The 17916-nt window shown below is 72.4% G+C and carries 13 protein-coding genes; 8 read left to right on the top strand and 5 right to left on the bottom strand.

Features of this window, described 5'->3' with window-relative positions:
- Window positions 1–35: 35 nt before the first annotated feature.
- The 3 genes from AC07DF_RS38520 (at window position 36) to AC07DF_RS38510 (ending at window position 3547) form a co-directional block, all read left to right on the top strand.
- Window positions 36–2708, top strand: coding sequence for a winged helix-turn-helix domain-containing protein (locus tag AC07DF_RS38520; protein WP_478981721.1), 2673 nt, complete (start codon window positions 36–38; stop codon window positions 2706–2708).
- On the top strand, window positions 2705–3235 hold the full coding sequence (locus AC07DF_RS38515; protein WP_478981719.1) for a hypothetical protein: 531 nt from the start codon (window positions 2705–2707) through the stop codon (window positions 3233–3235). The genes AC07DF_RS38520 and AC07DF_RS38515 overlap by 4 nt, the downstream gene beginning before the upstream one ends.
- Before the next feature lie 114 nt (window positions 3236–3349).
- Window positions 3350–3547, top strand: coding sequence for a hypothetical protein (locus AC07DF_RS38510; RefSeq protein ID WP_382578135.1), 198 nt, complete (start codon window positions 3350–3352; stop codon window positions 3545–3547).
- A 36-nt stretch (window positions 3548–3583) separates the two neighbouring features.
- Here the strand turns inward: AC07DF_RS38510 and AC07DF_RS38505 are convergent, their stop codons facing one another.
- Together AC07DF_RS38505 and AC07DF_RS38500 are read right to left on the bottom strand one after the other, a co-directional pair.
- The gene (locus AC07DF_RS38505; protein WP_478981716.1) at window positions 3584–4990 is read right to left on the bottom strand and encodes a DUF2252 domain-containing protein; all 1407 of its coding nucleotides are present in this window, start codon (window positions 4988–4990) and stop codon (window positions 3584–3586) included.
- 3 nt (window positions 4991–4993) lie between these two features.
- Window positions 4994–5614 (bottom strand): potassium channel family protein, encoded by a 621-nt coding sequence (locus tag AC07DF_RS38500; protein ID WP_478981714.1) that lies wholly within the window; start codon window positions 5612–5614, stop codon window positions 4994–4996.
- Window positions 5615–5876: 262 nt separating this feature from the next.
- Between AC07DF_RS38500 and AC07DF_RS38495 the strand changes: the two genes are divergently transcribed.
- Together AC07DF_RS38495 and AC07DF_RS38490 are read left to right on the top strand one after the other, a co-directional pair.
- Window positions 5877–6317 (top strand): SHOCT domain-containing protein, encoded by a 441-nt coding sequence (locus AC07DF_RS38495; RefSeq protein WP_478981712.1) that lies wholly within the window; start codon window positions 5877–5879, stop codon window positions 6315–6317.
- Between the two features lie 25 nt (window positions 6318–6342).
- Window positions 6343–6792, top strand: a complete 450-nt coding sequence (locus AC07DF_RS38490) for a DUF7144 family membrane protein (RefSeq protein ID WP_478981710.1) — start codon at window positions 6343–6345, stop codon at window positions 6790–6792.
- A gap of 69 nt (window positions 6793–6861) precedes the next feature.
- Here the strand turns inward: AC07DF_RS38490 and AC07DF_RS38485 are convergent, their stop codons facing one another.
- Both AC07DF_RS38485 and AC07DF_RS38480 read right to left on the bottom strand, forming a co-directional pair.
- The gene (locus AC07DF_RS38485; protein WP_478981708.1) at window positions 6862–8526 is read right to left on the bottom strand and encodes an ATP-binding cassette domain-containing protein; all 1665 of its coding nucleotides are present in this window, start codon (window positions 8524–8526) and stop codon (window positions 6862–6864) included.
- 235 nt (window positions 8527–8761) lie between these two features.
- Window positions 8762–10807, bottom strand: coding sequence for a SpoIIE family protein phosphatase (locus AC07DF_RS38480; protein WP_478981706.1), 2046 nt, complete (start codon window positions 10805–10807; stop codon window positions 8762–8764).
- Window positions 10808–10968: 161 nt separating this feature from the next.
- Between AC07DF_RS38480 and AC07DF_RS38475 the strand changes: the two genes are divergently transcribed.
- Window positions 10969–11799 (top strand): alpha/beta fold hydrolase, encoded by an 831-nt coding sequence (locus AC07DF_RS38475; RefSeq protein ID WP_478981704.1) that lies wholly within the window; start codon window positions 10969–10971, stop codon window positions 11797–11799.
- A gap of 218 nt (window positions 11800–12017) precedes the next feature.
- Window positions 12018–15914 carry a glycoside hydrolase family 2 TIM barrel-domain containing protein gene (locus AC07DF_RS38470; protein ID WP_478981702.1) on the top strand — a complete coding sequence of 1299 codons (3897 nt, stop codon included), beginning with the start codon at window positions 12018–12020 and terminating at the stop codon, window positions 15912–15914.
- A gap of 30 nt (window positions 15915–15944) precedes the next feature.
- Here the strand turns inward: AC07DF_RS38470 and AC07DF_RS38465 are convergent, their stop codons facing one another.
- Window positions 15945–16307: an ArsR/SmtB family transcription factor gene (locus AC07DF_RS38465; RefSeq protein WP_454361444.1), complete on the bottom strand. Its 363-nt coding sequence runs from the start codon at window positions 16305–16307 to the stop codon at window positions 15945–15947.
- A gap of 131 nt (window positions 16308–16438) precedes the next feature.
- Here AC07DF_RS38465 and AC07DF_RS38460 point away from each other — a divergent pair, with 131 nt between their 5' ends.
- The gene (locus AC07DF_RS38460) at window positions 16439–17908 is read left to right on the top strand and encodes an AlkA N-terminal domain-containing protein (protein WP_478981700.1); all 1470 of its coding nucleotides are present in this window, start codon (window positions 16439–16441) and stop codon (window positions 17906–17908) included.
- Window positions 17909–17916: the final 8 nt, after the last annotated feature.

Raw genomic sequence — 17916 nt, 5'->3', positions numbered from 1 at the left:
TTGTGATCCGTCGGACGGCGAACAGGGTGGGCTCCATGGCCGTGACCGAGGAGACCGGTGCGGAACCGGCGTCCGCAGGCGTCGACCCCACGGGCGATCCGCTGCTGCGCACCCGGTTCGCCCTGCCGAAGCGGCCCGCCACGTTCGTGCGCCGCGCCCGCCTCGTCCGGCACCTCGACCAGGCTCTCGGCACACCCCTGACGATGGTCAACGGGGCCGCGGGCGCCGGCAAGACCCTCCTGGTCGCCGACTGGGCAGCCGGCCTCGCGGAACCGGTCGCCTGGCTCACGGCCGACCCCGCCGACCAGGCCCCCGGGATCTTCTGGGCCTATCTGCTGGAGGCACTGCGCGCAGCGGGCGTCCCGGTGACGGGCGACGTGGGCTGCCCCGCGGAGGCGGCCCATGTCGACCAGCGGACGCTGACCCGCCTGGCCGCCGACCTGGAGCGCCGGGACCACACCACCGTCGTCGTACTGGACGAGTTCGACCGGGTGACCTCCCCCGAGATCGCGGAGCAGCTCGAGTTCGTCCTGCACCACGCCGGACGGGGCATGCGCCTGGTCCTGGTCTCCCGCACGGAACCCCTGCTGCCGCTGCACCGCTACCGGGCGTCGGGCGAGATCACGGAGATCCGGAACGCCGAGCTGGCCTTCACCTCCGAGGAGGCCCACGAACTGCTGTCGCGGCACGGACTGCACCTGCGGGCCGGCGCCGTGAGGGCCCTGGTGGAGCGGACCCAGGGCTGGGCCGCGGGACTCCGGCTGTGCGCCTTGGCCGCCCGGGAGGGCACGGACCCCCACGCCTACCTGAAACAGTTCGAGGCCGACCACAGCGCGGTGGCCGACTTCCTGCTGGCCGAGGTCCTCGACCGGCAGACACCCGGCACCCAGGACCTGCTGCTGCGCATCAGCGTCCTGGACCGCTGCTGCCCCGACCTGGTGAACGCGCTGACGCTGCGCACCGACGCGGAGCCGATCCTGGCCGCGCTGCAGCGCGAGAACGCGTTCGTCCACTACCTCGGACACTCCTGGTACAGCCTGCACCCCCTGTTCGCGGAGATCCTCCGCGCCCACCTGAGGGAACGCTTCCCCGGCCTGGAGCCGGAGCTGCGCGGCCGGGCCGCGCAGTGGCTGCGGCGATCCGGAGCCCTGCCCGACGCGCTCGTCCAGGGGGCCGCGGCGGACGACTGGGAGTTCACCGCCCGCGTCGTGGTCGACGATCTGGCGATCGGGCAGCTCTTCACCGGGCTGCGCTCCGAGGAGCTGTCCGCCCTGTTCGCGGGGATGAGCCCGGAGGTCACGGGCCCGGCGCCCGACCTCGTGCGCGCCGCCCGCGAGCTGGGACGCCGCGATCTCGAACGCGGCCTGGCCCATCTGCGCCAGGCCGAGGAGGAACTGGGCCGGGACGGAGCCGGTGCGGCCCCGGTGCGGCTCAGCTGTGCCCTCCTGGAAGCCCTGGCCGCCCGGCTGACCGGCTCTCCGGGCAGAGCGGAGCGGGCCGCCGAGCAGGCGAGGCTCCTTCGGCGGGAGGTCCCCGGGCAGCTCCTCGAGGAGCACCCGGAACTCACCGCCCTCCTGCTCACGCACCTGGGCTCCGCCCGCCTGTGGGCCGGGCGCTTCGACGACGCCCGGACCGCCCTGTCGGCGGTGGCCGGTTCCCCGGAGGAAGCGGCCACGGCCCTGCCCCGGTGGGAGGCCCTCGGCCACCTGGCACTGATCGACTACCTCAACGGCCGGCTGGGCCCGGCGGAGCACAAGGCCCTCGCGGCGGCCGGCCAGGCGGAGCGCTACAGCCTCCCGCGGAGCTCACGGTCCGGCATCGCCCCGCTGGTCCTGGCCGCCGTGGCCATCGACCGCGACGAACTCGACGAGGCGCAGGCGTTCCTCGACGAGGCGGCCGACTCCCACTCGCTCGTCGAGGACCCGGTGGTGGAGGCAGGCCGCACCCTCACCCGGGGGCGGCTGCTCCTGGCCCGAGGGAACGCCCGGGGCGCCCTGGCAGCGGCGGACGCGACCGTCCCGGCCGCTGTGAGCTCACCCTGGGCGCGGGACCACGCCGCCCTGCTGGCGTCCGCCGCCCACCTCGCCCAGGGCCGTCCCGAGCTGGCCCGGAAGACCGTGGAGCGGGTGGCCCGCGACCGGACGGCGTGCGCGGTGGAGGCGGCCCGCGTCCGGCTCGCGGCGGGCGATTCCGAAGGGGCGCTGGGCCTGCTCGACGGCCTGCCGGAGAACGACCGGCCCGGCCCGGCGGTGACCGTCCGCGCCACGCTGGTACGCGCCCGGGCCGCCCTCGACGCCGGGGACCCCGCCACCGCCCGTCGCCTGGTCGCCCGGGCACTCCTGGACGGCCGGCGCGAGCAGCTGCGCCGCCCGTTCCTGGAAGCCGGCCCCTGGATCCGGCCGCTGCTGAGCACCGGCCGGCCGCGGGAGCTGGCCGCCGGCTGGCTCCTCCCGGGCCCCGGCCCTCACCGCGCCCCCTGGCCCGCCGCGCCTGACGGGCCCCCGGAACTCGCCGTCGAGGAGCTGAGCGCCCGCGAGCGTGATGTGCTGCGGCGCGTGGCCGAGATGATGTCGACGGAGGAGATCGCCGCCGACCTCCATGTGTCCGTGAACACCGTGAAGACCCACCTCAAGAGCATCTACCGCAAGCTCGCCGTCACCCGGCGCGGCGACGCCGTCCGCAGGGGGCGCGAACGGCGGCTCCTGTGAGCGGGGCCCCGGCCGCGCCCGGTGGCGCCGGGCTGCCGGCACGCGGCGCCGTGCGGCGGTCCCGGGCCGACTACACCGGCGGCGTCTACGGCTCCATGCTCGCCGCCTCCGTGGTGATCGGCGTCGGAACCCTGGGTTCGCTGCCCCGGGTCGAGCTCGTGGCGCTGCTGCTGATGACCGGTGCGGTGTTCTGGCTCGCGCACGTGCACGCGCAGCTGTTCGGGGCCCGTCTGGCGCAGGGGGCCGTGGGGCGCCGGGCCGTGCTGCAGGTGTGCCGCGAGGAGTGGCCCATCCTGGAGGCCGCCGTCCCGCCCGCCGTCGCCGTGGCGATCAGCGCACTGCTGCCCCTGGACATGCCCGGCACCTTGTGGCTGGCGCTCTCCGTGGCGGTGGCCGGGCAGGTCGGCTGGTCGATGGCCGCCGCGGCCCGGGCCGGTGCCTCGGGGAGGCAGATGGCGGGCTCCGCCGCGGTGAACCTGCTGCTCGGGCTGCTGATCATCATTCTCAAGATCGTCTTGAAGGAATGAGGAGCGGGCGCGGATTCACCTGCGCCGGGTGAGGGCGGACGGCGCGCCGGGGCGGACCATCGCAAGGGAGGGGCGTGCACGGCCCGCCCCACGCCGCCCGCGGGAGAGCAGCTCATGCGCTACGAGATCCGCGTCGACGGACACATGTCGGAGACGCTGGCCAAGGTCTTCCCGGAGCTGGATCACGTGGTGATGTCCGGTCAGACGGTCCTGTTCGGCTCCGTCATCGACGAGGCCCATCTGTACGGGCTGCTGACCCGCTTCCAGTCGCTGGGTCTCCGGGTCGTGGAGATGCGCCAGCTGCCGGAGTGAGCGGGGCGGGGGCGAGCGGGCCGGGGCGAGCGGGGGTCACAGGACCGCCGTGGGGATCCTGCCGGAGCGCGCGGCCGCGCCCAGCGCCGCGAAATCGCGCTCGTTCTGATCGGCGTACGACTGGGCGAAGCCGGCGAGTGCGCGGTCGAACCGGTCGCCGCCGCCCAGGTACGCCGCGATGGCGACGGCGTCGCCCGAGCGGGCGTGGGCCCGCGCCAGGCTCGCCCCGCACAGCCGCGCGAACAGGCGGAGCATGGCCGGGTCCATGGTGTCCGCACGCGCGATGCCCTTCCAGTCCCGCAGCTGGCGTACGTAGAAGTCCCGCTCGTGTCCGTCGAGGCCGAGGGCGTGCGTCCAGCCCAGGAGGATGTCACTGGTCGTCTGGATCAGCCGCTGTCCCGCCACCACCCGGCGGCCCTGGTTGTCGTAGCCGTCCCCGCCGGTGTGGGCGGCGAGCACCGACTGCTGTGCCTCCTTGGCCTGGAGGAGCAGGGGATCGTCGTCGTCCCGGCCGAGCAGCAGCACGATCCAGCAGCGGGTGCCGACACTGCCGACCCCCACCACCTTGCGGGCGATGTCCACCAGTCGGTAGCGGCTCAACAGGTGCCTGCGCTCGGACGACAGACTGTCCGCATAGCCCTCAAGGACGGTGAGCAGTTCCTTCTCCTGGCCGGGCGAGGAGTCGGAAACCAGATCCCGCAGCGGGGTGATCAGCGGTGGGTCCGGTGTGATCCGCCGCCCCTCGGCCGTGGTCTCGGTGAGTTTCGCGAAGGCCTGGAGGTGGGTGCGGGTACGGGCTTTCCGTGTGGCCTCGGCGGTACGGCGCCTGGCCTCCTTGGTCATCGACGCGGCCATCAGCTCCCGCATGTGGTCGGCGTCGTCCTGGGCGTACCAGATGTCCAGGGTGCGCATACCGGCGAACTCCCGCATCCGCTGCCGGTAGGCGCGTACGCAGGTCTCCACCGCGCCGTTCTGCTCCGCGGTGTCGAAGCCGCCTGCCCGGCCCGCGATGGCGAAACTGGCCGCCAGCCGCTTGACGTCCCACTCGAACGGCCCGGCCAGGGTCTCGTCGAAGTCGTTGATGTCGAAGACCAGATGGCGCTCCGGCGAGGCCAGCAGCCGGAAGTTCAGCAGATGGGCGTCCCCGCACAGCTGCACCCGCAGCCCGGTGTCCGCGGCCGCCCCGAGATCGGCGGCCATGATCGCCGCGGCGCCCCGGTAGAAGCGGAACGGGGACTCGAGCATGCGGCCGTAGCGGACGGGCACCAACTCCGGTACCCGGGTGGCCGACTGGCGCTCCACCACCTCGACCGGGTCGGGCCGCTCCGGCCCCGCCTCGAGGCGGCCGTGGGACGAACGCGGCACCCGCCGCCGCACCGAGCGGCCCGACTCCGCCCGCTCGGCCGGGGACAGGAACGTCGTGGTGGGGCTCGGTACGGTCATGGCTCAGCCCTCCCGCCGGGAGGAGAAGTCCTCCGACGGCGCGTGGCCCCGCCTGCGCAGCCCGGCCTGCACCGCGCCGGCGAGGATCCGTGCCGCCACGCCCACCAGCAGCAGCCCGCCTGCCATCTGAAGCATCGTCAGGACCCGCCCCGTCTGGGAACGGGCGGCGATGTCGCCGTACCCGACGGTGGTGAACGTGGTGAGCGTGAAGTACAGGGAGTCCGTCTTGGTCAGGGGCTCGCTGAAGGAGCCCGGGGTGGAGTGTTCCAGCAGGAAGTAGGCGCCCGCGAAGAGCAGGAGGAACAGGACGAGCGTGGCGGCCAGTGCCTCGACGGCCTTCAGCCGGGGGAACGGCGAGTGGGCGATGGCCTGTACCTCCCACCAGAAGACCAGGACGACCAGCAGCAGGCCGCAGCCGAGCAGCACCGAGGTGCCGGTGCTGGTGCCGCGGCCGTCCAGGGGCAGTACGTAGTAGACGGTGACGAGGCCGATCGCGATGAGCGCCGCGCGCAGCAGGACGGCGGCCTTCGCGCGCCGTCTCGTCTCCGCTCGCGGCTGCGGCCGCCGCTCCCGCTCCTGCCGGGGCCGCGCGGGCTCGGTCCGTGCGGTGGCTGGATCGTTCATCTCGTCTCTCTCGGTCCTGTCGGCTGCCCTCTCCACCTCACCGCCACGGCGCCGGGAACGGATCACCCTTCGCGGGTGACCCGGCGGCCGGCCTGGCGCGCGACGGCGGCAGCCGCGCTGTCACTGGTGGCCGGACCGGTCCGGCTGCGTGTCCGGCACGCTCACCCGTCCCGGGTGAGGCGGCCCCGCGCCGGACATGGGCACGCTGAGAACGGCACGGAACGGCCTGCCGGGCGGTGTGCGCCCGGGACGGAGGAGTGACATGAGTGCGCAGACCTACCTGGCGTACGACTTTCCGTTGTTGAGCGCCTTCTGGACGATGCTGTGGTTCTTCCTGTGGATCATGTGGTTCGTGCTGCTCTTCCGCGTCGTCCTCGACATCTTCCGTGACGACGATCTGGGCGGTTGGGCGAAGACCGGCTGGCTGGTGTTCTGCATCGTCCTGCCGTTCCTCGGCGTGTTCGTCTACGTCGTCGCGCGCGGCAAGAACATGGGCCGCCGGGAGATGTCCCAGGCCCGCGCGCAGCAGGAGGCCTTCGACAGCTACATACGGGAGACCGCCAAGGGCGGCGAAGGACGGGGGAGCAGCGTCGACGAACTCGCCAAGCTGTCCGAGATCCGCGCCCGCGGCGACATCACGGACGACGAGTACCGCAGGGCGAAGGAGCTGGTCCTGAGCGGCTCCGGCCCGTCGGAACCCTAGCCCCCGACAGAAACGAGGCAGCAGGATGGCCGCCACACACCCTACGCACGCACACTCGACGGCGAAACGCGAATGGGCCGTCGGCCTGATGGTCTTCGCCGCCGTCATGCTCATGATCGGTGGGATCCTGGGCATCATGCGTGGCATCGCGGCGATCGCCGAGGACGAGGTGTTCCTCTCGACCCCCGACTACGTCTTCGCGTTCGACCTCACGAGCTGGGGCTGGATCCACCTGGTCCTGGGCGCGGTCGCCGTGCTCGTCAGCATGGGGCTGTTCCAGGCGTCGACGTGGGCACGCGTCGCCGGCGTGGGCATCGCCGGACTCATCATCATCGCCAACTTCCTCTCCCTGCCGTCCTACCCGGTCTGGTCGGTCGTGATGATCGCGATCTCCGGGTTCATCATCTGGGCCCTGTGCACGGTGAAGAAGGACGACGCCTGGGAGCCGTTCGAACAGACTCCTGGCAATCCGTGAGGTCCGCATGACGCCCGGGCAGGCGGACCCGCCCGGGCGTCATGCGGACGCGGCCGGGCGGGTCCCGGGTCAGCGGATCGTCGTACCCACCCCCGTCTCCGCCGGCCGCCGCTGCGACAGTGCGACCCGCGGCCACGTGGCGATGTCGCGCCGCAGCTGACGGTCGTGGGTGGCCAGGACGACGGCCGCCTCCGTGGTGTGCAGCGCTTCGGTGAGTTCGTCGACCAGGGCGATGGACAGATGGTTGGTGGGCTCGTCCAGCAGCAGGACGTGCGGGCGGGCGGCGAGGGCCAGGGCCAGGTCGAGACGGCGCTGCTGGCCCATCGACAGCTCGGCCACCGGCTTGTCGGTGTCGCGTGAGGTGAGCAGGCCCAGCGAGCCGAGCCCCACCACCTCGCCCTCCTTCAGCACACCCGCCGTGACCAGCTCGGCGGTGTGCGCCTCGTAGAGGTCACGGGCCCGCCGGTCCGTCGCCCGCGGCGACTCCTGCCCGAGCAGCCGAAGCCGCACCCTGCGCGCCCGGTGCACCCGGCCCGAGCAGGGGGCCAGACGCCCGGCCAGGACGGACAGGAGCGTGGACTTGCCCGCCCCGTTCGGGCCGGTGACGGCCAGCCGGTCGCCGGACGTCACCGACAGGCTCGTCGAGTCGTGCAGCCGCCCGCCGACCGTCACCTCCTCCGCCCGCAGCAGGACGACCCCCGGCCGGGCGGGCAGCTCGGGCAGCGAAAAACGCCGGGGCGGCACCGGCGCGGTGACCTGGTGCCGGTCCAGATCGTCCTGGCGCCGGTGGACGGAACGCACCAGCGCACCGGCCCGGGTGGCACGCTGGTGCTTGCCGGTGCCCTTGTCCGGGCGCCAGCCGGTGCTCAGCCGGTTCTGCGCCTCGGACAGCGCCTGCTTCAGACGGACGTGCTCGGTCTGCTGCTGCTCGTACTCCTCCTCCCAGCGGACCAGTTCGGCCTCCCGCCCCTCGCGATAGCCGGTGTAGCCGCCGCCGTACACGCCCGGCCGGCCGTCGCGGGTGGGGTCGAGATCGAGGATCGTGGTGGCCACGTCCGCGAGGAGCGCCCGGTCGTGGCTGACCACCACGACGCCGCCGGCATGGGCGCGCAGCCTGGCGGTGAGGTACTCGAGCCCCGCCAGGTCCAGGTGGTTGGTGGGCTCGTCCAGGAGCAGGAAGTCGTACTCGGCACCCAGCAGACAGGCCAGCCGGATGCGGTAGCGCTGGCCGACCGACAGCGTGGCCAGCGGACGGGCCCGGTCGCTCACCGCACCGAGTCCGTCCAGGGCGACGTCCACCCGCCGGTCTGCGTCCCAGGCGTCCAGCGCCTGCGCCACCTCCAGGGCGTCGGCGTAGGCCTGATCGGCCCCGGGACGCTCCGCCGCGAGCGCTTGCGCCGCGGCGTCCAGGTCCCGCAGGGCCGCGCGGGCGTCGGCCAGGTGATCGTCGATGAAGTCGCCGACCGTGCGCTCGTCCTCGGCCGGCATCTCCTGCTCGGCCAGGGCGAGCGTGCCCACGCGGTGCACGGTCCCCTCGTCCGGGGCCAGGAGCCCGGCCAGGACATGCAGCAGGGTCGACTTGCCGCGGCCGTTCTCGCCGACGACGCCCCAGCGCGACCTCGGGGAGACCTTCATGTCGACGTCGTGCAGCACCGTGCGGCCACCGCGGTCGACGCGGATCGAGGCGCAGGTCAGCTGGGCCCGGTCACGGGCAGGCAGAACAAGGGTGGTCACGTTCTCTCCTCGTTGAGGAGGCACACTTCACCCCCGGTTCGGGCGGGGATGCGAGCGGGCCATCGGATCCGACGGACGGCCGGGCCCAGAACAGGGCGGGCCGTGGGCGACGTCGCGGCTCCACGGCACCTCGGCCCGTGTTTCGACACGGCGTGCGAGGGTGGAGCCGGTGGCCCGGATCAGAGGTAGAAGACGTAACTCACACAAACATGCTAACAGTTGCCGCCGAGAGCGCTCAGGCGCGCGTGCGGACCAGCAGCAGCGCCACGTCGTCGTCGGGCTCCGGGCTCAGCGCGCTGAGGAGGCTGTCGCTGGTCCGCTGCAGGTTCGGGCCCGCGTTCCGCAGGAGGTGGGTCAGCGTGCTGAGCCCGGTGTCGATCGGCTCCCCGCGGTTCTCGACCAGCCCGTCCGTGTACAGGGCGAGCAGCGAGCCCGGGGGAAGTTCCACCTCCACGGTGCCGAACTCCACGCCCCCCACCCCGAGCGGTACGCCGCCGGGCACGTCGACGAGCTTCGCGCTGCCGTCCGCCCCGGCGAGCACGGGCGGCAGGTGCCCCGCGCTGGACAGGGCACAGGTGCCGCGCCCCAGGTCGCACACGGCGTACACGCAGGTCGCGATCGCGTCGCCGAGCGAGCCGGCGATGTCGTCGAGGTGCCGCAGCAGCTCGGCGGGCGGCAGGTCCAGCCGGGCCAGCGCCCGCGTGGCCGTGCTCAGCTGCCCCATGATCGCCGCGGCCTGGACGCCCTTGCCCATGACGTCCCCGACGACGAGCGCGGTGCGCCCCGGGCCCAGCGGCAGTACGTCGTACCAGTCGCCGCCGACCTCGCTGAGGGCCGGTCGGTAGCGGGCGGCGATGTCGAGCCCCTCCTGCTCGGCGGGCGCGGCGGGAAGCAGGCTGCGCTGCAGGGTGAGGGCGGTACCGCGCTCGCGTCCGTAGAGGCGGGCGTTGTCGATGCAGATGGCGGCGCGGGCGGAGAGCTCCGAGGCGAGCACCCGGTCCCGGTCGTCGAAGGGGCGTTCGTCGACGGTGCGGTACAGGGTGAGCGTGCCGAGCACCTTGCCGCGGGCCATCAGCGGCACCGCCATGTAGGAGTGCGCGCCCGCCTCGCGCAGGGTCTTCGCGGCCCGCCCGTCCCGGGCGATGCGCCGCATCATCTTCGCGTCCACGCGCTCGACCAGGACAGGACGGGCACTGCGGACGCACTGCGTGATGATCCGTGACGAGCCGTAGGTGGCGAGCTCGCCGACCGGGTCGGCGGCGTGGATGGCGTCGGTGGGGTAACCGGCGGCGACGGCCAGCGCTCTGAACTCGGCGGGGGCGCCGCCCGACACCGGCGCGATCGTGCCGTGGGTCACGACGGACTCCAGCACGTCCACGGCGGCCAGGTCCGCGAGCTGCGACACCACCACGTCGGCCAGTTCCCTGGCGGTCTGCTGGAGGTCCAGCGTGGTGCCGATCCGCACCCCGGCGTCGGCGATCACCGACAGATGCCGGCGGGCCTGGGCGACTTCGGCCGCGGCCTGCTGGCGCTCGGTGACGTCCAGTACGGCCATCGCGAGGCCCAGCACCCGCCCGTCGGTGTCCTCGATGCGGTGGTACGACTCCGAGTAGGCGCGGTCCTGGACGTCCGCCGCCGTACGGCCGATGGTCTGCTGGTCGAGCAGGGGTCTGCCGGTCTCCAGGACGTGCCGCATCCGGGCCTCGATGGCCTTCACGTCCAGGTCCGGCAGCACCTCGCCGACCCGGCGCCCCAGCACGGCCTCCTCGGGCACGCCGTTCATCCGCTCCAGCGCGGGATTGACCCCGACCCAGCGCAGGTCGTTGTCGAACACGGCGATGCCGAGCGGCGTCTGGTTGACGAGGCTGTGCGAGAGGGCGAGGTCCCGCTCCACGATCCGTACGGTCGTCGCGTCCGTGGCGAGGCCCAGCAGATGGGGCTGCCCCTCGGGGTCGAGGAGACGCATCGTGCGGAACTCCACGGCCCGGTCCGTACCGTCCTTGTGCCGCAGCGGGAAGACACCGGCCCACCGGGCCCCTGAGCTGACCTGGGCGAACAGTTCCCTGCCCCGGGTCCGGTTCTCGGGCGCGACCAGGAGCGTGTCGGCGCGCCGGCGCAGGGCCTCCGCCGCGGTGTAGCCGAGCAGCTGCTCGATCTCGGGGCTCCACAGGGCGATATGCCCGCCCGCGTCCAGGACCACGGCCGCGACCTTCAGAAGATCCAGCAGGCCGCCTGGCGCGGCCGTGACGGAGTCGCGATCCGAGGTCGCATACCCGTTCATGCGAGCCGCTCCTTCCGGCGCGGCAAAAGGTCCGGCCAAGATCCGTTGCGCAGGCTGTCCGATGAGGTCACAGTACGGTCGGTGGAGCGACGCTGTCGCGCCGAAATGACAAAAAATCGAGGGTCGGAACGCAGTTCCGACCATGGAGGGGGAGTGCCGTCATGAGTGACTGGTCGTTGCGGGAGAGTCTGGACACGGCGGCGGGCACCGTCCGCTGGGACCGGCTGGGGGATCCGGGCGGCGAGCCGGTCGTGCTGCTGCACGGGACGCCCTTCTCGTCGTACGTCTGGCATGAGATCGCTCCCGCACTCGCCGCCGTCGGGTACTCCGTCCACGTCTGGGACATGCCGGGCTACGGCGCCTCGGACATGTACCCGGGCCAGGACGTCTCGCTGGGCGTCCAGGGGGAGGTGTTCACCGAACTGCTGGCGCACTGGAAGCTCGCGGAGCCGTCCGTCGTCGCGCACGACTTCGGCGGCTGTGCGGCGCTGCGCGCGCACCTGCTGCACGGGGCCCGGTACCGGCGGCTCGCGGTGGTCGACCCGGTGGCCCTGGAGCCCTGGGGTTCCCCCTTCTTCCGGCTGGTCGGGGAGCACAGCCAGGTCTTCGAGCAGCTGCCGCCGCCCCTGCACGAGGCCCTGGTGCGGCAGTACGTGACGTCCGCGAGCAACCTGGGCCTGCGTCCCGCCGCGCTCGACGCGCTGGTCCGGCCGTGGACGGGGGAGCGGGGGCAGGCCGCCTTCTACCGCCAGATCGCGCAGGCCGACCAGCGCTACACCGACGAGATCCAGCCGCTGTATCCCACGCTCGATCTGCCCGTGACGGTGTGCTGGGGCACCGAGGACACCTGGATCCCGTTCGCCAAGGGGCAGGAACTGGCCGCCATGATCCCTGGCGCCAGGCTGCGGCCGGTACCGGGGGCGGGGCATCTCGTGCCGCTGGACGCCCCCGCGCGCCTGATCAGCGAGGTGCTCGCCTTCCTCACGGCCTGAGAGCAGCCGAACCATCAGGACCGCACAAAGTCCGACGCGGTCATTGCTTCGATTGTGTGCGAGTCCTAGGGTGTGCCTGCTCAGCAGTTGCTCCGTCACCGTCAGTTGACACGTATCCCAACAGAAACACCCATCGAGGGTGTGCAGTTGAGGATCGTGGCTGACGTGCCCTCAGTCCGTGCAGCACCGCACCTGTCGAACCGAGGAAGGCCACGGTCATGCCGCACCCGCACCCGCTCCCGTCTCCCGCCGACCGGCCCGTAGTCAGCCGCCGCCGGCTGCTCGAAGGGGGCGCCGCCGTACTCGGCGCGCTCGCCCTCTCGGCGTCGCCCACCGCAGCGCACGCGGCCGCCCGGCGCCCGGCGGCGGACGGCCCTCCGGAGTGGAACGACGGACTGGCCGTGTACCGGGTGGGCACGGAGCCACCGCACACCACGCTGATGCCGTACGCGGACCTCGGGCAGGCACTGGACGCCGACCGCACGCGTTCGCCGTACCGGCAGAGCCTCGACGGCAAGTGGAAGTTCGCCTACGCCGACCGGCCCGACGACCGGGACACCGACTTCTACCGCACCGACGTCGACGACTCCGGCTGGGACACCATCCCCGTGCCCTCCGCCTGGCAGTTGCAGGGCTACGACTTCCCGATCTACATCAACATCACCTACCCCTGGTGGGGCCCCAACGGCGGCGGCGAGGACGCCCAGCCGCCGGCCGCCCCGACCCGCTACAACCCCGTCGGCCAGTACCGCCGTACGTTCACCGTCCCGAAGAGCTGGTCGGGCCGCCGCACCTTCCTGCACTTCGAGGGCGTGAAGTCCGCCCACTACGTGTGGATCAACGGCGAACTGGTGGGCTACCACGAGGACTCCTACACCTCCGCCGAGTACGACATCACCCGCCACCTCAAGCCGGGCACCAACCAGATCGCCGTCGAGGTCTACCGCTACTCCGACGCGGAGTGGCTGGAGGATCAGGACATGATCCGGCTGAGCGGCATCTTCCGCTCGGTCCATCTGTACTCCACGCCCTCCGTGCACCTGCGCGACTTCAAACTGGACACCCCGCTCGGCGACGACTACGCCTCCGCCGACCTCAAGGTCACGGCACATGTCCGCGACTACGGCGGCGAGGGCGCGGGCCGCTACACCGTCGAGACCCAGCTCTACGACGCGCGCGGCCACGCCGTCTGGTCCCGGCCGCTCCAGCAGCCCGTCGACGTCCCGGCCGGCGGCGAGGCCACCGCCGAGGCGTCCAGAGCCGTCCCGTCGCCGAAACTCTGGTCGGCCGAGCACCCGAACCTCTACACCGCCGTCCTGCGGCTGCGCGACCCGGCCGGCAAGGTGGTCGAGACCCTCTCGCACCGGGTCGGCTTCCGCGAGTTCGCGCTCAAGGACGGCCTGATGCGCATCAACGGCAAGCCGGTGTCCTTCCGCGGCACCAACCGGCACGAGATGCACCCCGTCACCGGCTCGGCGCTCACCAGGGCCCAGATGATCGAGGACATCGAGATCATCAAGCGTCTCAACATCAACAGCGTCCGCACCTCGCACTACCCCAACAGCCCGCTGTGGCTGGAGCTCGCCGACGAGTACGGCCTGTACCTCGTGGACGAGACCAACCTCGAGACCCACGGCATCCGCGACAAGTTCCCCGGCAGCGGTCACCCCGAGTGGACCGAAGCGTGCGTGATCCGCGCCCAGAACATGGTCCACCGCGACAAGAACCACGCCTCGGTGGTCATCTGGTCCCTAGGTAACGAGGCGGGCGGCGGCACCACCTTCAACGCCATGTACGACTGGATCCGCGGCTACGACCCCACCCGCGTCATCCAGTACGAGGGCGACGACCGCCCGGGCATCAGCGACATCCGCTCCGAGATGTACGACAGCCCGCAGCGCGTCGAGGCCCGTGCCAAGGACACGAACGACACACGTCCGTACGTGATGATCGAGTACTCCCACGGCATGGGGAACTCCAACGGCAACTTCAAGAAGTACTGGGACATCGTCCGCCGCTACGACGTCCTCCAGGGCGGCTGGATCTGGGACTTCGTCGACCAGGCCCTGAGCTGGCCCACCCCGGCCCGTAAGCTGCTGACCGAGTCCGGCCCGGGCGCGCTGCGCGGCGAGATCATGGCGCCCGCCGGCACCTTCGACCGTGCCAAGGGCGTCTTCGGCGGCACCGTCTTCCCCCGCGACGCCCGCCTCGACCTCACCGGTTCGCTCACGCTGGAGGCCTGGGTCACCCCGCATGTGACCGGCTATCACCAGCCCATCATCGCCAAGGGCGACACCCAGTACGCCCTCAAACAGTCCGACAAAACGCTGGAGTTCTTCATCCACGGCGGCGGCCAGTGGGTCACCGCGAGCTGGGCGCTGCCCGACGACTGGACGGGCAAGGAGCACCACGTCGCCGGTGTCTTCGACGCGGACGCGGGCACGCTCACCCTGTACGTCGACGGCTCGGTGCGAGGCACCCGCACGACCACCCGGCGCCCGAGCGACAACACGGCGTCCCTGGCGCTCGCCACGGACGTCGACAACCCGACCCGGGAGTTCAGCGGCACCATCCGGCGCGCTCGCGTGTACGCCCGCCCGCTGAGCGCGGCGGAGCTGGCCTCGGACGACCGCGGCCCGGACGACGAGGGCGTGCGGTTCTGGTTCGACGCCGCCACCGTCGGGCTCACCGAGAAGCGCCCGCGCGACAAGACCTTCTACGCCTACGGCGGCGACTGGGGCGACAACCCCAACGACGGCGCCTTCTCCGGCGACGGCATCGTCACCGCCGACCGCGGCCACACGGGCAAGGCCGCCGAGGTCAAGCAGATCTACCAGGCGATCAACGCCGCCCCGGCCCCGGGCGGGCCCGGCGCCGTCAAGCTCACCAACGAGTACCTGTTCACCAACCTTCGCGAGTTCGACGGGCGTTGGTCCCTCGTCGCCGACGGCAAGGTCGTCCAGCGCGGCCGGCTGACTCGCGACCAGCTCGATGTGGCGCCGCTGAGCGGCAAGGACATCAAGGTGCCGGTGCGGCTGCCGGCGAAGCCCGAGCCGGGCACGGAGTACTTCCTCCAGCTCTCCTTCACCACCAAGGAACGCACCAAGTGGGCCAAGGCGGGCTTCGAGGTGGCCAAGCAGCAACTGGCCCTCGACGCCGGTACCCCTGCCGTGAAACCGGCGCCGCTCGCCGGCGTGCCCACCCTGCGCCACACGGACGGGGACCAGACCCTCTCGGTCAAGGGCAAGAACTTCTCGGTCACGTTCGACAAGAGCACGGGAACCATCACGTCGTACGAGGCGGTCGGCACGCGCCTGATCACCTCCGGCCCCGCCCCGAACTTCTGGCGGGCGCCCACCGACAACGACCGGGGCAACGGCCACCACACCCGCAACCAGGTGTGGCGCGACGCCGGGACGAAGCGGAAGGTGTCGGACGTACGGGTACGGCCCCTGGGCGACCGGGCCGTCGAGGTCACCGTCACCGGCACGCTGCCCACCGGCACGGAGTCCACGTACTCCACCACCTACACGGTCTTCGGCAACGGCGAGATCAAGGTCGACAACACCCTGCACCCGGGCGCCTCGAACCTGCCGTACATTCCCGAGGTCGGCACCCTGCTGTTCCTGCCGCGCCGGCTGGACCGGCTGCACTACTACGGCCGCGGCCCCGAGGAGAACATGTGGGACCGCAACAACAGCACCGACGTGGGCCTGTACTCCGGCACCGTCGCCGAGCAGTGGACCTCCTACCTGCGGCCCCAGGAGAACGGCAACAAGACCGACGTCCGCTGGGCCGCGCTGACGGACGGCGCCGGACGCGGACTGCTCGTCTCCGCCGAGCCGCTGCTGGAGGTCAACGCCTCGCGCTTCACCCCGGAGGACCTGTCGGTCGGCGCCCGCCACGACTATCAGCTCACCCCGCGGGACGCGGTGGTGCTGCGGATCAACCACCGCCAGATGGGCGTGGGCGGCGACAACAGCTGGGGAGCGCACACGCACGACGAGTTCAAGCTGCTCGCGGGCCGCGACTACGCGTTCACCTACCGGCTGCGTCCGCTGACGCGGGTGAGTGAGGCGATGGAGGCCTCACGCCGGCCGACGGCGACCGAATAGAACGAACGGTGGGACAGCGGCGCCGCCGCCTCAGTCGGCGGTGTCGCTGATCCCCAGGCGCAGATGCTCCACGTGGTACACGGCCTGGTCGAGCAGCTCGGCGACATGGTGGTCGTGCAGCGCGTACACGACCGAACGGCCCCGGCGCTCGCCCACCACCAGGCCCAGATTGCGCAGCAGCCGCAGCTGGTGCGAGCAGGCCGACTGCTCCATGCCCACCTCGGCCGCCAACTCGGTGGCCGGCAGCGGGCCTTCCCGCAGCCGCGCGAGGATCAGCAGGCGGGAGGGTGTGGACAGGGCCTGAAGCGTGGTGGCCACCTTCGCGACGTTGTCCGCGTCCAGGCGTACGCGCTCGCCGGCGTCCTGCGCGGTGGTGACGGCTCCATGACCCATGACGTCATCGTACCGGGCACACACGAACACATGAATGAATCTTCATCTGTCCCGGTCGGGGCAGGTCGATGTCGGATTCTCGCCAGACCCGCCCGCCGGTGGTGACCGATGCTGGACGTATGCAGATGGGGATGCACACCGACACCGAGCGTTGCGTACGCGCCGTCCAGTCCAAGGACGCGCGCTTCGACGGCTGGTTCTTCACGGCCGTCCTGACGACCCGCATCTACTGCCGTCCCAGCTGTCCGGTCGTGCCGCCCAAGCCGGAGAACATGGTCTTCCACCCGAGCGCGGCGGCCTGCCAGCAGGCCGGGTTCCGGGCCTGCAAGCGCTGCCGGCCCGACACCAGCCCCGGCTCCCCGGAGTGGAACCAGCGCGCCGACCTGGTGGCCCGCGCCATGCGGCTGATCGCCGACGGCGTAGTGGACCGCGAGGGCGTGCCGGGCCTGGCCGGACGGCTCGGCTACAGCACCCGGCAGGTCGAGCGCCAGCTGCTCGCCGAACTGGGCGCGGGCCCCCTCGCGCTCGCCCGGGCCCAGCGCGCCCAGACGGCCCGGCTGCTCATCGAGACGACGACCCTGCCGATGGCGCAGCTCGCCTTCGCCGCCGGCTTCGCCTCGATCCGCGCCTTCAACGACACCGTCCGCGAGGTCTTCGCCCTGTCCCCGAGCGAGCTGCGCACCCGCGCCCCGAAGCGGCAGGGCACGAGCACACCCGGCGCGCTCGCCCTGCGGCTGCCGTTCCGGACCCCCCTCAACCCCGACAACCTCTTCGGCCACCTCGCCGCGACGGCCGTACCCGGGGTGGAGGAGTGGCGCGACGGTTCCTACCGCCGCACCCTGCGCCTCCCGTACGGCCACGGCATCGTCGCCCTCACCCCCACTCCCGACCACATCGCCTGCCGCCTCACCCTCAGTGACCTGCGCGATCTGACCGTCGCCATCAGCCGCTGCCGCCGCCTGCTCGACCTCGACGCAGACCCGGTCGCCATCGACGACCAGCTGCGCACCGACCCGGTCCTCGCGCCACTGGTCGACAAGGCACCCGGCCGGCGTGTCCCGCGCACGGTGGACGAGGCCGAGTTCGCCGTCCGGGCCGTGCTCGGCCAGCAGGTCTCCACCGCCGCCGCCCGCACGCACGCGGCCCGCCTGGTCACCGCGCACGGCGAACCGGTCGACGACCCCGAGGGCGGGCTCACCCACCTCTTCCCGGCACCCGATGCCCTCGCGGCACTGAACCCCGAGTCGCTGGCGATGCCCCGCAGCCGCCGCACCACCTTCACCACCCTGGTCCGTCAACTCGCCGAAGGCGAGCTCCACCTGGGAGTGGAGAGCGACTGGCCGCGCAGCCGCGCCCAGCTCCTCGCCCTGCCCGGCTTCGGCCCCTGGACGGCCGACGTCATCGCCATGCGCGCACTCGGCGACCCGGACGCCTTCCTCCCCACCGACCTCGGCATCCGCCGCGCCGCACAGGAGCTGGGCCTGCCGTCCACGCCCGCGGCGCTCACCGCACGCGCGGCCGCCTGGCGCCCGTGGCGGGCCTACGCCGTCCAGTACCTCTGGGCGACGGACAGCCACCCGATCAACTTCCTCCCGGTATAAGGACGTTC

The sequence above is a fragment of the Streptomyces sp. NPDC044719 genome (assembly GCF_056433405.1).
Note: the sequence above shows the minus strand (reverse complement) of the source record. Positions and strands in the feature narration are given on the sequence as shown.

Excerpts from the sequence above, each read along its gene's own strand:
- AC07DF_RS38495 (WP_478981712.1), top strand. The coding sequence starts at position 5,877 with ATGAGTGCGCAGACCTACCTGGCGTACGACTTTCCGTTGTTGAGCGCC.
- AC07DF_RS38520 (WP_478981721.1), top strand. The coding sequence starts at position 36 with ATGGCCGTGACCGAGGAGACCGGTGCGGAACCGGCGTCCGCAGGCGTC.
- AC07DF_RS38505 (WP_478981716.1), bottom strand. The coding sequence starts at position 4,990 with ATGACCGTACCGAGCCCCACCACGACGTTCCTGTCCCCGGCCGAGCGG.
- AC07DF_RS38480 (WP_478981706.1), bottom strand. The coding sequence starts at position 10,807 with ATGAACGGGTATGCGACCTCGGATCGCGACTCCGTCACGGCCGCGCCA.
- AC07DF_RS38465 (WP_454361444.1), bottom strand. The coding sequence starts at position 16,307 with ATGGGTCATGGAGCCGTCACCACCGCGCAGGACGCCGGCGAGCGCGTA.
- AC07DF_RS38490 (WP_478981710.1), top strand. The coding sequence starts at position 6,343 with ATGGCCGCCACACACCCTACGCACGCACACTCGACGGCGAAACGCGAA.
- AC07DF_RS38460 (WP_478981700.1), top strand. The coding sequence starts at position 16,439 with ATGCACACCGACACCGAGCGTTGCGTACGCGCCGTCCAGTCCAAGGAC.
- AC07DF_RS38475 (WP_478981704.1), top strand. The coding sequence starts at position 10,969 with ATGAGTGACTGGTCGTTGCGGGAGAGTCTGGACACGGCGGCGGGCACC.
- AC07DF_RS38510 (WP_382578135.1), top strand. The coding sequence starts at position 3,350 with ATGCGCTACGAGATCCGCGTCGACGGACACATGTCGGAGACGCTGGCC.
- AC07DF_RS38500 (WP_478981714.1), bottom strand. The coding sequence starts at position 5,614 with ATGAACGATCCAGCCACCGCACGGACCGAGCCCGCGCGGCCCCGGCAG.
- AC07DF_RS38470 (WP_478981702.1), top strand. The coding sequence starts at position 12,018 with ATGCCGCACCCGCACCCGCTCCCGTCTCCCGCCGACCGGCCCGTAGTC.